Source organism: Enterobacter cloacae complex sp. ECNIH7 (assembly GCF_002208095.1).
GTDB classification, from domain to species: Bacteria; Pseudomonadota; Gammaproteobacteria; order Enterobacterales; family Enterobacteriaceae; genus Enterobacter; species Enterobacter cloacae_M.
In genome coordinates this window covers 15,806-35,275 of the sequence record NZ_CP017991.1, presented here as the reverse complement: position 1 = coordinate 35,275, position 19,470 = coordinate 15,806, and the positions used below count along the sequence as shown (strand labels likewise).

The 19,470-nt window shown below is 49.3% G+C and carries 16 protein-coding genes and 1 pseudogene; 5 read left to right on the top strand and 12 right to left on the bottom strand.

What is annotated here, in order from left to right:
• Both WM95_RS25860 and WM95_RS25855 read right to left on the bottom strand, forming a co-directional pair.
• Complete coding sequence (locus WM95_RS25860) at positions 1 to 2,985, bottom strand: Tn3 family transposase (protein WP_016809495.1); 2,985 nt, start codon at positions 2,983 to 2,985, stop codon at positions 1 to 3.
• A gap of 54 nt (positions 2,986 to 3,039) precedes the next feature.
• A complete protein-coding gene (locus tag WM95_RS25855; RefSeq protein WP_016809496.1) occupies positions 3,040 to 3,663 on the bottom strand; it encodes a recombinase family protein in 624 nt (207 codons plus the stop codon).
• A 424-nt stretch (positions 3,664 to 4,087) separates the two neighbouring features.
• Between WM95_RS25855 and WM95_RS25850 the strand changes: the two genes are divergently transcribed.
• Positions 4,088 to 5,566, top strand: coding sequence for a SulP family inorganic anion transporter (locus WM95_RS25850; RefSeq protein WP_016809498.1), 1,479 nt, complete (start codon positions 4,088 to 4,090; stop codon positions 5,564 to 5,566).
• Positions 5,567 to 5,583: 17 nt separating this feature from the next.
• A complete protein-coding gene (locus WM95_RS25845; RefSeq protein ID WP_236901077.1) occupies positions 5,584 to 6,399 on the top strand; it encodes a universal stress protein in 816 nt (271 codons plus the stop codon).
• Here the strand turns inward: WM95_RS25845 and WM95_RS25840 are convergent.
• Both WM95_RS25840 and WM95_RS25830 read right to left on the bottom strand, forming a co-directional pair.
• Positions 6,334 to 7,031, bottom strand: a protein-coding gene (locus WM95_RS25840; protein WP_223433957.1) for an IS1 family transposase whose coding sequence is annotated in 2 segments (ribosomal slippage) — positions 6,334 to 6,782 and positions 6,782 to 7,031 — 699 coding nt in all. Because the reading frame shifts where the segments join, the coding sequence is not laid out codon by codon here. The two genes, WM95_RS25845 and WM95_RS25840, sit on opposite strands and share 66 nt — an antisense overlap.
• Before the next feature lie 56 nt (positions 7,032 to 7,087).
• Positions 7,088 to 8,329 (bottom strand): annotated as a pseudogene (locus WM95_RS25830) (ISNCY-like element ISKpn21 family transposase); the annotation flags it as partial.
• Between the two features lie 218 nt (positions 8,330 to 8,547).
• Between WM95_RS25830 and WM95_RS25825 the strand changes: the two are divergent.
• Entirely contained in the window at positions 8,548 to 9,180 is a 633-nt protein-coding gene (locus tag WM95_RS25825; RefSeq protein ID WP_001567369.1) for a DUF6904 family protein, read from the top strand.
• Positions 9,181 to 9,208: 28 nt separating this feature from the next.
• Here the strand turns inward: WM95_RS25825 and WM95_RS25820 are convergent, their stop codons facing one another.
• The 8 genes from WM95_RS25820 to pcoA all read right to left on the bottom strand — a co-directional run bounded on the left by WM95_RS25820 (position 9,209) and on the right by pcoA (position 17,750).
• Positions 9,209 to 10,612: an ISNCY-like element ISKpn21 family transposase gene (locus WM95_RS25820; RefSeq protein ID WP_001567368.1), complete on the bottom strand. Its 1,404-nt coding sequence runs from the start codon at positions 10,610 to 10,612 to the stop codon at positions 9,209 to 9,211.
• A 286-nt stretch (positions 10,613 to 10,898) separates the two neighbouring features.
• The gene (gene pcoE / locus WM95_RS25815; protein ID WP_000723069.1) at positions 10,899 to 11,333 is read right to left on the bottom strand and encodes a copper resistance system metallochaperone PcoE; all 435 of its coding nucleotides are present in this window, start codon (positions 11,331 to 11,333) and stop codon (positions 10,899 to 10,901) included.
• A 217-nt stretch (positions 11,334 to 11,550) separates the two neighbouring features.
• On the bottom strand, positions 11,551 to 12,951 hold the full coding sequence (gene pcoS, locus WM95_RS25810) for a copper resistance membrane spanning protein PcoS (protein ID WP_032662233.1): 1,401 nt from the start codon (positions 12,949 to 12,951) through the stop codon (positions 11,551 to 11,553).
• Positions 12,948 to 13,628 carry a copper response regulator transcription factor PcoR gene (gene pcoR, locus WM95_RS25805; RefSeq protein ID WP_032662230.1) on the bottom strand — a complete coding sequence of 227 codons (681 nt, stop codon included), beginning with the start codon at positions 13,626 to 13,628 and terminating at the stop codon, positions 12,948 to 12,950. Before pcoR ends, pcoS begins: the two co-directional genes overlap by 4 nt.
• Positions 13,629 to 13,682: 54 nt before the next feature.
• Entirely contained in the window at positions 13,683 to 14,561 is an 879-nt protein-coding gene (gene pcoD, locus WM95_RS25800; protein WP_306463840.1) for a copper resistance inner membrane protein PcoD, read from the bottom strand.
• A 55-nt stretch (positions 14,562 to 14,616) separates the two neighbouring features.
• Entirely contained in the window at positions 14,617 to 14,997 is a 381-nt protein-coding gene (gene pcoC, locus WM95_RS25795) for a copper resistance system metallochaperone PcoC (RefSeq protein WP_032662224.1), read from the bottom strand.
• A 39-nt stretch (positions 14,998 to 15,036) separates the two neighbouring features.
• Positions 15,037 to 15,927: a copper resistance protein B gene (locus WM95_RS25790; protein ID WP_072199631.1), complete on the bottom strand. Its 891-nt coding sequence runs from the start codon at positions 15,925 to 15,927 to the stop codon at positions 15,037 to 15,039.
• A 5-nt stretch (positions 15,928 to 15,932) separates the two neighbouring features.
• A complete protein-coding gene (pcoA, locus tag WM95_RS25785) occupies positions 15,933 to 17,750 on the bottom strand; it encodes a multicopper oxidase PcoA (protein WP_032662218.1) in 1,818 nt (605 codons plus the stop codon).
• A 234-nt stretch (positions 17,751 to 17,984) separates the two neighbouring features.
• Here pcoA and WM95_RS25775 point away from each other — a divergent pair, with 234 nt between their 5' ends.
• Positions 17,985 to 18,434, top strand: a complete 450-nt coding sequence (locus WM95_RS25775) for a hypothetical protein (RefSeq protein WP_032662214.1) — start codon at positions 17,985 to 17,987, stop codon at positions 18,432 to 18,434.
• A gap of 288 nt (positions 18,435 to 18,722) precedes the next feature.
• Positions 18,723 to 19,460: a peptidoglycan DD-metalloendopeptidase family protein gene (locus WM95_RS25770; RefSeq protein WP_000287499.1), complete on the top strand. Its 738-nt coding sequence runs from the start codon at positions 18,723 to 18,725 to the stop codon at positions 19,458 to 19,460.
• Positions 19,461 to 19,470: the final 10 nt, after the last annotated feature.

Here is a 19,470-nt window from a genome sequence, read left to right as displayed (position 1 = left end):
CTAAGCCTCTTTTTTGTACAGACTGACATCAACTGTGCGTAACGGTCGATATTTACCGGATCCCAGCTTAAGATTATTACGCCAGATGTAATCTCCGCTCAGGTTGATATGCTCCCAGCCCAGAGGGGACAGGTGAGAAACCAACGGCTCATTAATCTGGAGCCCCTTTCGTTTTAGTGATTCGATGGCCCTTTCTATATACACCGTGTTCCACAACGTGATCGCCGCAGTCAACAGCGTCAGCCCGCTGGCGCGATAGCTTTGATTTTCCAGCCCCCTGTCTCTTATTTCGCCCAACCGGTGCATAAAAACGGCCCGCGCAAGCGCATTGCGGGCTTCACCCTTATTTAAACCGGCTTGCACACGACGACGCAGGGCCGGATCGCGAAACCAGTCCAGCATAAACAACGTTCGCTCGATACGGCCAATTTCCCGTAACGCTTTTGCCAGGCCGTTTTGTTTGGGGTAGCTGGCCAACTTTTTTAACATCAGCGAGGCGGTTACCGTGCCCTGCTTGATCGAGGTCGCCAGGCGCAGTACCTCATTCCAGTGTGTCTCAATTTCTTTGAGATTCAGACTGGTCGTGGATATGATTGACTGAAGCCCAGAATATTTTTCCGCCTTTCCATGAATGAATAGCCGTTTGTCATGGAGATCCCGGATCCTTGGTGCAAATGCAAACCCAAGTAGATGCATTAGCGCAAAAACATGTTCAGTGAAACCCGCTGTATCGGTGTAATGCTCCGTAATTTCCAGGTCGCTTTCGTGATAGAGCAACCCATCCAGCACATGGGTAGAGTCCCTGACCCGGCTGATCACTTTGGTATAAAATGGGCTGTATTGGTCTGATATATGTGTATAAACCTGCACGCCGGGTTCCTGACCGTACTTTAAATTCACCTGTCCGGCATAGCGGCCATGACTTCCGACTCGAAAATTCTGGCCGTCGGAGGATGACGTTGTACCGTCCCCCCATGATGCTGCCAGTGGGCACTTTTTTTGTGCATTCACTAGTTCGGCAAGCGCGGCTGCATACGTTTCATCCCTGATGTACCATGCCTGAATGCTTTCCAGCGACGCTTTTGTGGTTCCCGGGCAGGATTCTGCCATTTTAGTCAGCCCCAGGTTGATACCATCTGCCAGGATGGTGGTCAGCAACAGCTTTTTGTCTTTTGGTCTGACGTGATTATTTTTGAGGTGAGTAAAGTGGCGGGTAAATCCCGTCCAACTGTCCACTTCATCTAATATCTCGGTAATTTTTGGGTGCGGCAGCATGCCGTAAACCAGGTCGGCAAACGGTGATACAATCGAAGGAACGCTGTTATCAAGAGGCGTGACCTTCACACCTTTGTCCGATATATCAACATCAGGCAAATCACCGGCAATCGCCATCGCATTGACCTCTTCCAGTCGCGACGCCAGCAGTGTCATACGGGAGTGAAGGTATTCCTGGCAGTCTGTCGGAATGGCAAGCTGTAACTGTTTCTCTTTGAGTGATTTTTCAAAATCAGCAGGAGGAATGAGGTAATCGTCAAAATTCCTGTAGCGTCGTGATCCTCTAACCCAGATATCACCAGATCGCAATGCGCCTTTCAGCTCATTCAGTACACAGAATTCATAATACCGGCGATCGATACCCGATGGCGTTATTACCAACTTTTTCCAGCTCTCAGGGATAAACTTTACTGGCGCTGTTGACGGAACCTTGCGGAGTTGTTTGCGGTACATTTCTCTGACGGTATCCAGCGCATCACCGAGTGGCAGTGCTGAAGGGGCTGCACTGAACTGCAATGCAGACAACATACGGGGCGCATATTTACGCAGCGTGCTGTATTTTTCGGTGATCAGATGAAGCGGATCAAAATTATCCTTTCGGGCCAGAAACTGTGTTTCCTCCAGACTGGTGATAAATTCCGGCCAGGGAAGTACGTCTTCTATCGCCGCCCAGGGATCTTCTCCTGACTCCCGTGCGTTTAGCAGCGCCTGCCCAACAGTAAGATATTGCCTTAACTTGCTCTGGATGAGTTTTCCTGTTTTCTGAAGCCGTTCGGCTTGTGTGCGCTTTGCCCTGCTGAACAAGCTACCCAGGATACGTTCGTGTAGTTCGATGATTTCATCGGTAAGCGTTGCCCTTGCTTCTGAGATAATACAAACCAGCACGGCATAACGACGTGTGCCGGAGAATTTTGCCAGGTCCCTGCTACTCATTTTCCGGCCTTCGCGAGCCAGTTTCAGCAGTCGGTTCTGGTGAACGGAAAGCGTAATACCTTCCGGCAGTGCCAACCCCTCAATGGCATTCAACCGATCAATATGTTGCAGCACGTTTTTACCGTTAATCTTACCCGGGGGCTGAAGCAGCCAGGCAAGACGGGAAAGTTGCTCATCACCTGATGCAAGCAGATTATCCAGTGCTGTTTTATGTCGTTGTTCCAGTTGCGTCGTCAGTGTAGAAAATACGGCTCTGTCTGCAAGTGTTGCGGCTTCAGCAAGGGTTCGCTCCATCACATCAACGGAAGGGAAAATAACGTTGTTGTTGTGCAACCAAGCGAGCATCTCTTCAGCAAGAATCAGGCCTTTGTCGGTCCGCATGGCGTGCGGATATAAATGGCGGATGCATGTTTTTTGCAATGACCTGTTGAAAGGCACTAATCCCAAGTAGCGATAGAGTTCGGCAAGATGCTCCCAACGGGTTTCCTCCCTCGTTGCGTACTCTCGCCATAAATCAGGTTGAAGTTTCAATCTCTCTGCCACTCTGGACATAACGCCATCGTGAGGGAGACTGTTTTTGTCTGGAGTAAAACCCGGCCCTCGCAGATAACAGAGTAAAACGGCAAAGCCCAGGCGGTTAGCGGGTCTCCGGTGTTTGTTGATGAGGACCAGATCCTGCTCACTTAAAAAGCACATCCTGGTTAGCAGAATGTCATCATCCGGCACAATCAGTAAGCGTTCTTTTTCATCACTGCTCAGTATCTGTCGCCGTGGCATAAATGCTCTCCCTGCATACGGACGCTGTCCGCTTGGACGTTCAAAATATACGCATCAAGAACATGCTTTGAGTTTAACAATGCGTATAACCGTTCGTTCTGAAACGCCACACAACCTTGCGGTATCACGGATGCTCTGCCTGTTTTTAACCCGAAGCTCTATGATTTTTTCATGCAATTGATGATCTGCCTGACGTCCCCGAAATTTACCGGCCACCTTGGCTTTCGCTATCCCTTCCTCTTGGCGCCGGCGACGATCCTGATAGTCTTTGCGAGCTATGGCGGCCAGCATATCAAGCATCATTCCGTTAATAGCCTTAAGTATTGCAAGGGTAAAGTCATCGCCAGCATGTGTTGCAAGAGCCATATGGCTCGTTGGGAGGTCAAGACTGACAACCACAAGGTGTTTTTCCTGGATAAGATGCTTTAGTTTTTGCCAGCCCTCTTCATCCAGGCGCGAAAGGCGATCAACCTGCTCGATGAGAATAATGTCACCAGGTGCAGCATCATCAAGTAACCGTAAAAGTTCTGGCCGTTGAAGTGATGCCCCGGATACATTTTCGGTGTACCAACTGGCCAGCCGAAATCCTTTTTCTTCAACAAAGGCTTTCATCCGATTTTTTGCTCGGAGAGCATCCTGTTCTTTTGTTGATGCGCGGAGGTAACCATGAATGTACATTTTTCACCCATTTATGACGTTTAAGTGATGATCATAATGTACGTGACAGATAGGTGATGATCCAAGGGGAAAATGGCGACACTTTAGGCTATGACACTGGGGTATACATTAATGGCACATTTAATCCATGATTGACCCTGTTTCAGTTTCGTTTATAGTAAGACGCTGTTTGCCTTGGCAGACTCCGCGGCCAGCCTTGAATATCTTCATCTGGTTTATCTGATCCCTGAAGGTGTACACACCGACCATCAAGGAGTAATAAAAACTACCATGCATATGACGCCACCCTGAGTTTTCCCCTTCTCTGTCGTTCTGAGTAACCCTCAGCGCGCACTCTTTAACATCCCGTCTGCGGATGTGCTTTACCGTATCTAAATTTTTTGCCCTTTACGGGCTGACTGTATTCAAAAACTGAGAAACGACTATGTTGCTGTCCTCGACGCGTAAGGACTGGCTGGGTAACGTCCGTGGAGACGTCCTCGCCGGTATTGTTGTCGCGCTCGCGCTTATCCCTGAAGCGATCGCCTTTTCCATCATCGCTGGTGTTGACCCGCAAGTTGGGCTCTACTCTGCGTTTTGTATCCCGCTGATAATCGCCATCTGTGGTGGTCGTCCAGGGATGATATCTTCGTCAACCGGTGCTATGGCATTGCTGATGGTCACCCTAGTGAAGGACCACGGCTTGCAGTATTTACTGGCAGCCACCGTTCTTACAGGTGTGATTCAGCTTATTGCGGGCTATCTGAAGCTTGGAAGCCTGATGCGCTATGTTTCCCGCTCGGTAGTTACCGGTTTTGTTAATGCGCTGGCGATCCTCATTTTCATGGCGCAGTTGCCGGAGTTGACCAACGTCACCTGGCACGTTTACGCCCTGACGGCGGCCGGTCTAGGCATTATTTATCTGTTCCCGTACCTCAATAAAACCATCCCCTCGCCGCTGGTCTGCATCGTCGTGCTGACCGGGATCTCCATGTGGCTGCATCTGGACGTACGCACTGTCGGCGACATGGGTAAGTTGCCGGACAGCCTGCCAGTATTTCTGTTACCCGATGTACCTCTCAATCTCGATACCCTATTAATCATTCTGCCTTATTCCGCCGGCCTTGCCGTGGTGGGGCTGCTTGAGTCAATGATGACCGCGACTATTGTGGATGACATGACCGATACACCGAGCGACAAGAACCGGGAATGCAAAGCACAGGGTATCGCCAACATTGGCGCCGCATTTATTGGCGGTATGGCTGGGTGCGCGATGATCGGTCAGTCGGTGATCAACGTGAAATCTGGGGGGCGTGGCCGCCTCTCCGCACTCACTGCGGGCGTTGTCCTGCTTTGTATGGTGGTTTTCCTGCGTGACTGGGTCTCACAAATCCCAATGGCGGCCCTGGTCGCGGTCATGATCATGGTCTCTATCGGTACCTTCTCCTGGGGGTCGATCGCTAACTTACGCAGCCATCCACTGTCAACCAGTGTCGTCATGCTGGCCACCGTGGTGGTAGTGGTCGCCACGCATAATCTGGCGTATGGCGTCTTAACCGGCGTTCTGATTGCCTCATTGAACTTTGCCACCAAAGTGGCCCGTTTTATGGCGGTGTCGTCCGAACTTAAAGCGTCAACGCGGATCTACACCGTAGCCGGTCAGGTGTTCTTTGCTTCTGCCGATCGGTTCATGAGCCACTTCGATTTTCGCGAAGCGGTGGAGCACGTAGTCATTGACGTCTCACATGCCCATTTCTGGGATATTACGTCGGTCAGCGCACTCGACAGGGTGGTTATTAAGTTCCGCCGTGAAGGCACGAACGTGGAAATCCGTGGAATGAATCAGGCTACCCGCACAATTGTTGACCGCTTCGGGGTGCATGACAAACCTGAAGAAGTGGAAAAATTAATGGGCGGCCATTAACAGTCAGGAGAACAGAGATGAACAATACCGTTATTGCCTGCGTTGACGGCTCACCGTCTACCCGACCTGTGTGCGAATACGCGGCCTGGGCCGCCAATCTGCTGGATGCGCCGCTGTCCCTGCTGCACGTACTGGAGAAAGACGTACATCCTGCCGTGTCAGATTTGACCGGAAGTATCGGCATTGATAGCCAGGCGCATCTCACCGAAGAGTTGGTGAAAGTTGAAGGAGAGCGTAACCGATTATTAATGGCACAGGGCAAAGCCATACTGGCTAGCTGTGCGAAGTTGCTGAATGATGCTGGTCATGCTGATGTTCAATTACTGCAAAAACATGGCGCGTTGGATGAAATCCTGGCTGATTTAGGGGATGTTCGCCTGATGGTGCTGGGCCGCCGTGGAACGCAGAACCCGGTTGGCAGCCACCTGGAAAGCATTATTCGCCTGCAGAAAAAACCGGTACTTATCGTGCCGGAGGCTTATTCTCCACCATCCAAAGTTATGTTCGCCTATGATGGCAGCGATGAGAGTCGCAAAAACCTGACGCGCCTGACACTTAGCCCGCTACTCAATGGCCTGGTTTGCCACCTCGTGATGGTTAAGGGGGATACACGAGCCTTGCAGGAAGCACAGAGTGTGCTGCAAGCAGCTGGCATCGCGACCGAAAGCCACCTACTGGAAGGTACATCCGTTGCTGAGGCGCTCTGCCGTCACGCTAATGAAAACGACATTAACCTGATTGTGATGGGTGCCGGTAATGACTCCAACTTACTGATAGTGTTTTATGTTCAGATAATGCCCGATGACTTTGTCATGCAGCTCCACCGATTTTGAGAACGACAGTGACTTCCTGCCCAGCCTTGCCAGATGTTGCCTCAGATTCAGGTTATGCCGCTCAATGCGCTGCGTATATCGCTTGCTGATAACGTGCAGTTCTCCCTTCAGGCGTGATTCATAAAGCGGCCAGCCATCCGTCATCCATACCACGACCTCAAAGGCCGACAGCAGGCCCAGAAGACGCTCCAGCGTGGACAACGTGCGTTCACCGAATACGTGCGCCACAACCGTCCTCCGTATCCTGTCATACGCGTAAAACAACCAGCGCTGGCGTGATTTAGCGCCGACATAACCCCACTGTTCGTCCATTTCCGCGCAAACAATGACGTCACTGCCCGGTTGTATGCGTGAGGTTACCGACTGCGGTCTGAGTTTTTTAAGTGACGTAAAATCGTGTTGAGGCCAACGCCCATAATGCGTGCACTGGCGCGACATCCGACGCCATTCATGGCCATATCAATGATTTTCTGATGCGTACCGGGTTGAGAAGCGGTGTAAGTGAACTGTAGTTGCCATGTTTTACGGCAGTGAGAGCAGAGATAGCGCTGATGTCCGGCAGTACTTTTACCGTTACGCACCACGCCTTCAGTAGCTGAACAGGAGGGACAGCTGATAGAAACAGAAGCCACTGGAGCACCTCAAAAACACCATCATACACTAAATCAGTAAGTTGGCACCATTACCTGTTATCCCGCTTGCTCTGCACCAGACTGATAAACTCCAGGGTTCGGCCAAGACGCTTGTTATCGACAATCGCGCCCTGGTCGATTTCTGACAGTCGGTCGTAGGTAGAGTAGGGAAGTAGCGTACCGTTCAGGCGCAGCTCTTTTCTGCCATCAGGATAGTGATACACATCGATATATTTACCTATTGCACGGCGACTCAGTTCGCTGTCTTCAATCAGGTACAACATTTTATCATATTGTATCGTCAACGATTTTGAGACTTTACGTTTTTCACGAACAGTGAAAATAAGCCCCAGGTCCTCATCATGTTCTACAGCACGGTGTACGTCAAAATCATGTCGCGGTACTTTGCCAAAACGGCGGTTATAGTCAGCCATATAGGCCTCAGCGAAGTCATTTGCAGCCTCCATTGAACAAATGCCCTGTAACCGCAGCTCTTTGACCAGACGATCCTGTAAAGTGAGGTGAGCTCGTTCTACACGCCCTTTGGCGGGACTGGTTTCTGCACAGATAGTCTGGATGTTCAGTTCATGCATGGCTCGCCCAAACTGAGTATGCCCGTCTCCGCCTGTGGCGTGTTTATTGTTAACACGAAAAACACCGGCTTTATCGCTGTACAGTGCCAGCGGTTTACCATGCTTATCGATATAGCGCCGCGTGGCTTCGAAGTAAGAAAACGTGGACTCCGATTTAACAAACAACAGTTCCATCAGTTTGCTGGTTGCATCATCAACATAGACCAGCGCGGTGCAGGCCGGGCCACGGCCTTCAAACCAGTCGTGATCACAGCCATCTATTTGTATCAGCTCACCAGTACACGGACGCCGGTACCGTGGTTGAGGGATCCTTGCGGCACGTTGTTTACGGGGAACCCATAAGCCAGCCCGCACCATGATGCGCCGGACAGTTTCTTTGCCAAGAAACAGTCCGTGGAGTTCTTCGAGCTTTTCACGCGCCAGAGTCGGACCGAAATCAGCATAACGCGTCTTGATCAGTTCCAGAGCCTGATCTGCGAGCCCGGGTGGCAACTGGCGGTTACCACGCATGCCACATCGTCTGCTGGCCATACCAAGCGGTCCGCCTTCACGGTAACGGGCAAGAAGTCTGCGGCATTGCCTGTCGCTGATACCGAGGTGCTCGGCCGCACGGCGCGTTGTGATGCGACGTTCAATGACGTCCTGTATAATCTTGATCCGGTTGATCTCTTTCAAAGTAAACACTCCTGAGCTTTCTGCGCTCATGATATGCCTCCCGGTAGTTTAAACGGACCAGTGAAGCTTACCATAGCGCGGACATCTGAATTGAGCCACAGGCGGACATTACTATTGAGCCATTACAAGTTTTGTCAAGGCTCAATTGAAATGTCCGTTATCCAGCTCAATTAAAATGACCACTTTGATCTCTCATTCTCTTTACTGATAGACTTTCCTCCGACTGAAACAACAGGATGATTGAGCCCATGCTTCGATACGAGTTAACGCCGAACAATGCAGGTTTTATACTGTGGGGAGATTCAGAAGCCCTGAATGAATTACATGAACTCATTCATTACATCGTGGATGAAAGCCCACTGATTAAAGTTAAAGACGGATTTATGTTATCCCTTGCCTATGATATTCGTAAAGCACGGGAAGGTAATCGTCGTGTTGAGCAACATCAGTATGATCAACATGATACATATAAGCTTTATGGTGTTGAGCTTTTATGGCCTCTGGTCCTGGTACAGTCCTCAATACTCAGAAACTCAATGGGTTATATTCAGACAGACAAAAACCAGCTGTCTGTCATGTATGCCTTTGAATACCTGATAGAATCAGCATTAACAGAGTCTGAGAGAACAACGTCGAATGATATTATGCTAACAGTAAAATATGCATCAGACTCTGATTTTAATTTCATTGAGGATAATATTGACAGCAGGTGCTGCTATTTTATCAGCCTATCTCCGGAGCAAAGAAAAAAGCAGTTAATCAGTATTGTTCGTTCTTTTCATTCATTATGGGGTAAGTATGCCCGTGAAAAGCAGGACATAAAGATGCTGAACGAAATGAATAATACATCATGGGTCTGGCCGGACAATATCAACTGGTGAGCAACCACTGTCCGGCCAGTGAGTACCATCAGCGGGCTCTTTTACCAAAAATGTCCTCTGAACGTGACTGAAGCTGTTTGAGTGCTTCGAGCATGTCATCATTATCCAGTGAGCGCTGGGATTTCTTCCCTTCCTGCTTTGGCCGTCGTCGGGAAGGGCCATCTCCAGCGGGAATTGACTGAGAGCGCGTGTTATCCCGCTTGCTCTGCACCAGACTGATAAACTCCAGGGTTCGGCCAAGACGCTTGTTATCGACAATCGCGCCCTGGTCGATTTCTGACAGTCGGTCGTAGGTAGAGTAGGGAAGTAGCGTACCGTTCAGGCGCAGCTCTTTTCTGCCATCAGGATAGTGATACACATCGATATATTTACCTATTGCACGGCGACTCAGTTCGCTGTCTTCAATCAGGTACAACATTTTATCATATTGTATCGTCAACGATTTTGAGACTTTACGTTTTTCACGAACAGTGAAAATAAGCCCCAGGTCCTCATCATGTTCTACAGCACGGTGTACGTCAAAATCATGTCGCGGTACTTTGCCAAAACGGCGGTTATAGTCAGCCATATAGGCCTCAGCGAAGTCATTTGCAGCCTCCATTGAACAAATGCCCTGTAACCGCAGCTCTTTGACCAGACGATCCTGTAAAGTGAGGTGAGCTCGTTCTACACGCCCTTTGGCGGGACTGGTTTCTGCACAGATAGTCTGGATGTTCAGTTCATGCATGGCTCGCCCAAACTGAGTATGCCCGTCTCCGCCTGTGGCGTGTTTATTGTTAACACGAAAAACACCGGCTTTATCGCTGTACAGTGCCAGCGGTTTACCATGCTTATCGATATAGCGCCGCGTGGCTTCGAAGTAAGAAAACGTGGACTCCGATTTAACAAACAACAGTTCCATCAGTTTGCTGGTTGCATCATCAACATAGACCAGCGCGGTGCAGGCCGGGCCACGGCCTTCAAACCAGTCGTGATCACAGCCATCTATTTGTATCAGCTCACCAGTACACGGACGCCGGTACCGTGGTTGAGGGATCCTTGCGGCACGTTGTTTACGGGGAACCCATAAGCCAGCCCGCACCATGATGCGCCGGACAGTTTCTTTGCCAAGAAACAGTCCGTGGAGTTCTTCGAGCTTTTCACGCGCCAGAGTCGGACCGAAATCAGCATAACGCGTCTTGATCAGTTCCAGAGCCTGATCTGCGAGCCCGGGTGGCAACTGGCGGTTACCACGCATGCCACATCGTCTGCTGGCCATACCAAGCGGTCCGCCTTCACGGTAACGGGCAAGAAGTCTGCGGCATTGCCTGTCGCTGATACCGAGGTGCTCGGCCGCACGGCGCGTTGTGATGCGACGTTCAATGACGTCCTGTATAATCTTGATCCGGTTGATCTCTTTCAAAGTAAACACTCCTGAGCTTTCTGCGCTCATGATATGCCTCCCGGTAGTTTAAACGGACCAGTGAAGCTTACCATAGCGCGGACATCTGAATTGAGCCACAGGCGGACATTACTATTGAGCCATTACAAGTTTAGTTCGTGTAATCTATCTTATGTTAAATTTAGTCCGTCGTTCATTTATTTTATACCCGACCGCAGACTACGATTAGTCATACACAGATATACTCTTTCATTTAGTTTAAAAAAAACGCTCCCTATCAGGAGCGTAAGCCAGTGACTTCGGCGTCAAATGAGGGTCTAACAAGTGGAGCTGCGGGTTAATTCTGGGTGATCTGACTACGATGCTTATCAGCCTGCTGCTGGTGAACAACGGAAGACTGACCATTATTCGCCTTCTCATGCACAGCTGCGGCCTTCTCATGCTCGCTCATTTCAGAAAATGACTTTGCTGTTTCGTTGGTAGCTCCTGGTTTAGCTTTCATCATTTTTTTATGCATTTCAGCCATGTCCTGGTGGGCAGCAGAATTGCTGTTTTGCATCATGTCATGGGACATTGCGGCCTGATCGTGACTGCTCATATCCATCATTGTCATGCTGTCTCCCTGAATTGCACTTTTTTCAGCAGATGACTGCATCTGGTGGGCAGGTGCCTGTGCATTATTTACCTGGTCATGCATGTTCATTGTCTCTGCAGCCATGGCAGATGAAGCGGCAGCCATAATGGCAACAAATGATACAAGGATCTTTTTCATGGTTGGGTCTCCGGTGTTTACATCCCCAAACAATCAACGGCTTATGACAGAGAAAGCATTTGATCTCAGGGCGGGTTATTCATCACTCCAGGAACCAGGTGATTGCGTTATCACCCTGCTCCTGATTTATGAATGATTATAAAAAACCGCATCTGTTTATCGCGTGACTGGATGATGACAATTTTGTCACCTTCCAGGTTTCTCCTGAATAACGGGGTTAATCCATTAACAGGCGCACTTTGAACACAATTTCCCGCCCCTGCTGTTCTGCTGACAGCTCGCCGCCGTGAGCATGAATGATTGACCTCGTTATTGATAACCCCAGCCCCGCGCCTTCCGTGTTGTGGACCCGTGATGAGTCTGCGCGATAGAACCGGTCAAACAAACGTTCAAGATTAGCGGGAACCGGGCCAGACATCGTATTCGTAATCATCACGTTCACACAGTCACTGTCATGCTCAAGGCGTATCGCTGTACAGGTGTTATCGGGAGAATACTTGATTGCATTCGAAAGCAGGTTACTGAAAGCACGCCGCAGCATGTCGCTGTCTCCGGCAATAACCCCTTCACCTTCAACCGTGATTGTCTTTCCTGTCTCGTCTGCAAGGGGCTCGAATAACTCACGTAATTCATTCAGTTCGGCGGCCAGATCCACATCATGTTTATCCAGCTGCAGCAGACCATGCTCTGAACGTGCCAGAAAAAGCATGTCACTGGTCATTCGTGACAACCTTTTCAGTTCTTCCAGGTTAGCGAATAAAATTTCGCGGTAATGCGAAACATCCCTTTCCTTAGCCAGTGCAAACTGCGTCTGCATCATCAGATTACTGACCGGTGTGCGCAGCTCATGCGCGATGTCAGACGAGAAATCTGACAGTTTCCGGAATGAACCCTCCAGGCGATCGAACATGTTATTGAATTCCTGCATGGTCTCTGAGATTTCCGGCGGAGCCAGATCGGGATTAAGACGCTGATCCAGGCTGTGCACGGTCATGGAGGAAGCCAGACTGGTCATTTCCCGTAACGGTTTCAGACCAATGCGTGTGGTCAGCCAGCCCAGAAAAACAGAAATAAAAACCAGACCGATATTGAACCAGAACAGCCAGGTACTGAGCTTATCCATAAACAGGGTGTGATACCCGGTATCCGTGGCAACCGTAACGATGAAATGTTTGCTTTTACCCTGTTCCGGCGTCACGGCAACCCGCCGCGAGATACTGCGGTATACGGTGTTATTTTCTTCCGTCTGGATCATATAGTCGAGAATATCCCCCGACTTATTTAGCAGGACCGCTGGAACAACAGAATTTTTGGCATACAGTTCCACCAGTTTTTCATTTTCCATATTTTTTATAGAAATGAATAAGCCATTGTGCCCCACCATCGCATCGTTTATTTTTTCTGATAATGACTTAATATCCGTTTTGTTCCTGAACGTCTCTGTTTTAAGAAACTCTTCGGTGAGCTGAAGTTTACCAGTCAGAAAATCGCGATCCTGATTATCGAAATAGCCATTAAGGGTGCTAATCAGGATAAAACTTGATAACCACCATACCGTAAGCATCACTGCAGAAAAAATCAGGCTCAGGCGTGTGGTCAGGGAAATTTTGAACCTCACTCTTCTCTGATCTCCAGGACATATCCGGCACCGCGAACGGTATGGATCAGTTTTGGTTCAAAGTCATCATCAATTTTACTTCTCAGACGTCTCACGGCGACATCAATCACATTCGTATCACTGTCAAAGTTCATATTCCAGACCAAGGACGAGATAAGACTCCTGGGTAACACTTCTCCGGTGCGTTGCAACAGCAACTCAAGCAGAACGTATTCTTTACCGGTGAGATGGATCTTCTTCCCCGAACGGATCACGGTTCGGCGCACCATATCAACGGTCATATCGGCGATGGTGCAAACCGTTGCGGACTGCGAGCGTGCCCGCCGCAGTAAGGTTCTTACACGTGCAACCAGCTCCGTAAAATCGAAGGGCTTAATCAGGTAGTCATCTGCACCAAGCTCCAGTCCTTTCACTTTGTCCCGCACGTTGTCTTTTGCGGTTAAAAACAGGACCGGTTCTTCGTGCCCGGACTTCCTCAGTGCGCTGATGATTTGCCACCCGTCGAGGAAAGGCAGCATCACGTCCAGTATTATCAAATCATACTGTCCCTTCGACGCGGCCCCAAGACCATCGCGGCCATTATTAAAGAGATCGGCCTGATAGCCTTCCTCAACCAGTCCCTGCTGCAGGTAACGACCTGTTTTTTGTTCGTCTTCAACGATTAAAATACGCTGCATGGTCAACTCGCTGATATGAAAGTAAAAATCTCACGCGTGAGCGTTGGTTGTCCCTTAGCTGACCTGAGACGGAGCAAGCATTCCGAGCCACGCTACGGCACCCAGAATGATAATCGCAACAACGAATTCTGTCAGGATGCTGTTTCGCATCAGGGCAACGCTGCGATCATAATTCCCTTCCCTGACCATAACTTCAAGCCGGGGACCCAGGTGAAACCGGTTTGCTGCAGCCAGAAGAAGCATCAGAACAAACAGAGCCGTCTTAGCAAGCAATATTCCCCCCCAGGAGCTGTTGAATAAGGGGGTTAAGTTACCTTCAGCAATATACAGATAGTTGACCATCGCACTCAGGATCAGGGCTACAACAATCACCGTACCTGCCGTGGCAAATTTTGCCAGGGAGTCAGATATCACAATGACGCTCTGTGCATTGTGCGCGTTTCTGCGCATCAGCAGGATAGCAAATGCAACCAGAGCACCTGTCCAGGCACCTGCAGCGCCGAGATGAGTCAGATCGCTCAGTAAATGGAGATAGTAATGCAGACCGTCATGCATGACGGCGTGTCCTCCCCAGGCAAGTGTAGCCAGCGCCACGCCCCCACTCATCGTCATCAGCAGGCAGGACAATAGTCTCTTGTTAGTGTAAAGGAACAAAGCACCGAGAGTGATAAACAGTGCACAAAGTCTGACAATCCAGCTAATACCTACATCAGTTTCTTCTATAACCATCTCGATAATATGGATGGATAATTCCCTGAGATCAGTTACTCCGCTCATGGCATTAGATACCAGGAGCATATTAATGCCAGTAAGAATGATGCCTGCAACAACAGCAAAGGTTATAAACGACCTGAAATTAGTCAGGTTATACGTTTCATGTCTGACACCACTTAATCCATATATCTGAAAAAATGGCAATCCAAATATTACCATCAAATCAAGATAAAGAAGAAAACGAATAACAATCATAATCAGGTCGTTCATAATATTACTTCACTGTAAAGGTGTAATTACCGGTAATAGGGTGCGTATCTGAAGAAACTGCGCGCCAGTCAACACGATAAGTGCCAGCGGGTAAAGGTTCTCGCGGAATAATGACCATCGATTTAGGGTCAGCGCCTGGTGCCACTTTTGCCGCGACCGGCATCGGAGAATGTGATGACATACCTTTCATACCCGTCATCGTTAATTTTGCACCTGAGAATTTCACGGTCAGATCTTCCGAGAAATTAAGCTGAATCTTATCCGGGGCCGCTACGGCCGAATCAGCCTGTGGCACAGAGCTTTTTAATTCCGGATGGGCCATAGCAGAAAAAGCGACGCCCATAACCAGGCCACCTGTAAGAATGGCTTTATGTAAAATCGACATATTATTTACCTGTTTAGTTTAGTGTTTTAAGTCAACGCATTAAAACCAGATTCTGGCTCCCGCCAGGAATACTACCTGATGGTCTTTCTCACCCTCTCTTTTCGCCATATCGGACGTTTTCCCGTAAAGCTGATTCCAGGAGACGCCTATATAGGGTGCAAACTCACGGCGTATTTCGTAGCGCAGCCGAAGGCCCAGCTCTGTGTCAGCTAATCCTCTGCCGCGCTCCCGCGATTCATCATCCTGACTGTAGAGATTTACCTCATAGGATGGCTGGAGTATGAGCCGGTTAGTCAGTAAAACGTCGTATTCTCCCCCCAGACGGAGGGCTGCTTTTCCGTCATTACTGACAAAAGCCGTAATTTCAGACTCAAAATTATAGAGCGCGAGCCCCTGAAAACCGACAGCAGCCCAGGTCTGGGCTGAAGCAGGTCTGAAATCCTGTCTTACACCCGCAACCAAATCCCACCAGGGGCCAACCGCATGCCCCCAGAGTAGCTGGGCTTCTGCCGTCTCCGTTTTCCCCCCGCTTCGTTCGCCTTCACTCTTTAGCCAGAGCCGGTCAGTGTCGCCTCCAATCCAGCTGTTAACACTCCAGCTGAAATTATTGGTGTTATCCGACCGTTGCCATTCCAGTTGATCCAGCAAGACCAGATAATTAATCGCACTGTCGTGAATCGCATGCCCCGGTAAATTGCCGAATGCAGCCTTCCGGTCGGCATCGGTAACAGGCGGAATTGGCGTTCTGCTCTCAGTTACAATGGGCTCCATTGACGTCATCTCAGTGAAATTCTCATCTACCGGCATCTGCATGGAAGACATGTCGTGCCCGGCATGAGGATCTGCAGAGACGGAGCCCGCCGCAATAGAAAACGGTGAGGTAAACAAACCAGCGACCAGAACAGTTATGGCCTTAAAACTTCTCTTCATTCGCATCATTCCTCCACCCGGACTTCACGAAACATTCCCATTTCCATGTGATAGAGCAAATGGCAGTGATACGCCCAGCGGCCAAGCGCATCTGCTGTCACTCTGTAACTGCGTTTTGTACCAGGGGGAATATCTATTGTGTGTTTACGAACCATGAAATTACCGTTTTCATCTTCCAGATCGCTCCACATACCATGCAGGTGAATGGGGTGAGTCATCATGGTATCGTTGACCAGAGTGATCCTGAGTCGCTCACCGTATTTCAGCAGCACCGGTGCGGCATCTGAAAACTTGATTCCGTTAAATGACCAGGCAAACTTTTCCATGTGACCGGTTAAATGCAGTTCTATGGTGCGGCCAGGTTCACGTCCGTCAGGATCCTCAAAGCGGCTTTTCAAATCCGCGTACGTGAGAACCTTTCTTCCGTTATTTCGAAGACCGATACCCGGATCGTTTAATTTCGGAGAGACGCTCATCGCCTGCATATCAACCAGTGGGTTACCCGTTTCTGACGCAGGATGACTTTGCATACCCGGCATTCCGGCCATCTGGGAATGATCCATACCAGTCATGCTGCTGTGATCCATGGGTGCGGAGGATGTCCCGCTATCCGCAAGCTCAGCACCGTCCATAGACATCATCTCTCCGCTGTTATTCATGCCCCCCATCTGGCTGTGGTCCATTCCTGCCATATCATGCCCCATTCCTCCCATACCCATATCTTCCATGGTCAACAGAGGACGTGGATCCAGGGCGGGAACGGCAGCACTTAACCCCTCTCTCGTGGCCAGTGTCCCCCGAGCGTAGCCGGTCCTGTCCATGGATTGTGCGAAGATGGTATAGGCCTCACCCTGAGGCTCCACAATGACATCATAGGTTTCGGCAACGGCAATCCTGAATTCGTCAACGGTAACCGGGTTTACATACTGGCCATCTGCAGCCACGACCGTCATTTTCAGCCCGGGGATGCGGATATCGAAATAGGTCATTGCCGAACCGTTGATAAACCGTAAGCGTATCTTTTCACCGGGACGGAACAGCCCGGTCCAGTTTTTCAGCGGGGCCTGACCGTTCATGAGATAGGTGTAGGTGTAGCCACTGACATCCGCGAGGTCAGTCGGATTCATTTTCATTTCAGCCCACATTTTCCGATCGGCAATAGTGGCTGACAGCCCCCTGGTATTCACGTCGCGGAAAAAAGAGCCAATGGTTGGTTTATTGAAATTGTAGTAATCCGACTGTTTTTTTAATTTTTTCAGAAGACTGTGAGGATTTTCATCGGTCCAGTCAGACAACATGACCACGTGCTCACGATCGTAAGCAAACGGTTCCGGCTCCCTGGCATCGATGATAATGGCACCGTATACCCCCTCCTGTTCCTGCAGACCGGAATGGCTGTGGTACCAGTAAGTCCCGTTCTGCTTAACCTTAAAGGTGTAAACGTAGGTATCATCAGGCTCTATGCCCCTAAAACTCAGCCCCGGAACACCATCCATATTGGCTGGAAGAATAATGCCGTGCCAGTGAATGGACGTCTGTTCATTAAGACGGTTCTTGACCTTCAGGGTAATGGTGTCACCTTCTTTCCAGCGAAGAACGGGCCCCGGCAGGCCTCCATTGATTGTTTTGGCCTGACGCTCACTGCCAGTGATATTGACGGCCGTTTCACCAATGGTCAGGTCAAACTGAGTACCCTGCAGGGATGCGGCAACTGGCAGGCTCAGACTGGAACGCGCATTGAAACTCCATACGCCAAGACTTCCGGCTACGCCAGAGAGGGTTAATCCCTTCAGGAAAGTTCGTCGAGACGTTTTCAACAGCATGCGCGTTCCCTTATTTAAAGTATGGTTACTGACAAAGTTCGAGAACCGATTTAAATTAAATTTCTGGTTCATCCTCTTACAATGAAATGAAGCTAGCACACCTTAAGAAACAAATTCATTACAATCGTGTAATGTACGTAGCTGTATTACATTTACGTCATCTTCACCACAGATTGATTATTTTTATATATGATCGTGATGACATCTTTTATGTACCTAAGAAGGTAATCACACATGAATATATTAATCACTACCACTGCGTTTACAGCTTTATTTTGTGGGGCAGTTTTTGCCAAGTCCAGTGATATTGCCCATGAAGCACATCGATTCGTGAACAATGCCTCAGCCGTCAGTCATGTTAATTCCTCGACGCATGAAAACTTGCCGGGCAGGATTAATAAAAAGAGCACGCCATCATTCTCTGAAATGAATGAACATGAAAGGGCCATTGTTGCGCATTCATTTATGAACAACAGCGCGTCCTATGCACATCAAAAAATGATTGAGGAACATAAAAAAATGCTGTCCGGGAGTGACGCAAATTCAGAGACATCATCTTCTTCTTTTAACGAACTGAATGCCGGAGAGAAAGCCGCCCTCGTGCATGAGCAGGTCAATAATGCCGCTGCGGAAGCTCATCAGACGCAGGCAAGAAAGCTTCGTGGGCTGGATTCGTCCAGGTAAAGGCAGGTGGGTTAGTGCTTAGCGTCAGGTGCGCAGCAGGGTTTCACTGACGGGTTACGTCGCAGGACATGAGCTTCATATTGCTCTGCCGTAACCTGTTTCAGACCCGTTAATCATCACCGCCGGGCTGGTCATACACTTCCCAGAGCTTCAGGAGCAAACGGGAAACAAGATATGTTACAAAAATGACGACCATCAACGGTGCTCCCGATTAACTGGCAGATGACACTCCTCCTGAAAACCCCTAGCATACGCCGCAGTGTTCATGCTAACGGCGAATTCCAGTAAATGTATTCTACCGATGTCGTAAAAGAAAATGCTTACCTTTCAGCCACCCGCTCGGGGCTGGAATCGAACGAGATCGCTATCCTTCAGCGCTCTTTGCCTTCCCGCTTTAATCTTCGGCATTTGAAAAAAAATGAATCATTAAAACTCGTACTGCAAAAGAAAGCGGGAAAATCACGTGTAGTGGCTTATAAATTTACGTCCGGCTCATTTAATTACACGGCGTATCGTATATCAGACAAAAAGTTCTATAATCTTTCCGATACTTCCGGGAAAGGCAGTCTCGATTATCCGTTACCAGCCACAGCAAGACTCAGTTCACCTTTCAATCCTGCAAGACTTAACCCGGTATCGGGAAAAGTGAGTCCCCATAATGGCATTGATTATTCCATGCCCATGAACACGAAAATAGTCAGCGTCATCGACGGAAAAATCACCCGGGCCGAATACAACAGTACCATGGGATATTTTGTTGAAGTAACGGGAAAAGCCGGTGTTAAAACTCGCTATCTCCACCTCAATAAAATACTCGTTACTAAAGGGGCCAGAGTTACCCGGGGAGGTGCTATTGCGTTATCCGGTAACAGCGGACGTTCATCCGGTCCTCATTTACATTACGAGCTGGTCATCAATAACAATCCTGTTAATTCACTGGCGTTCCGGGCATCGGCACCCGCTGATAACAAACTCGAACAGCATGCCTTTGCGCATGCCAGAGACTACGAACGATACCTGGACTGATAACGGGACC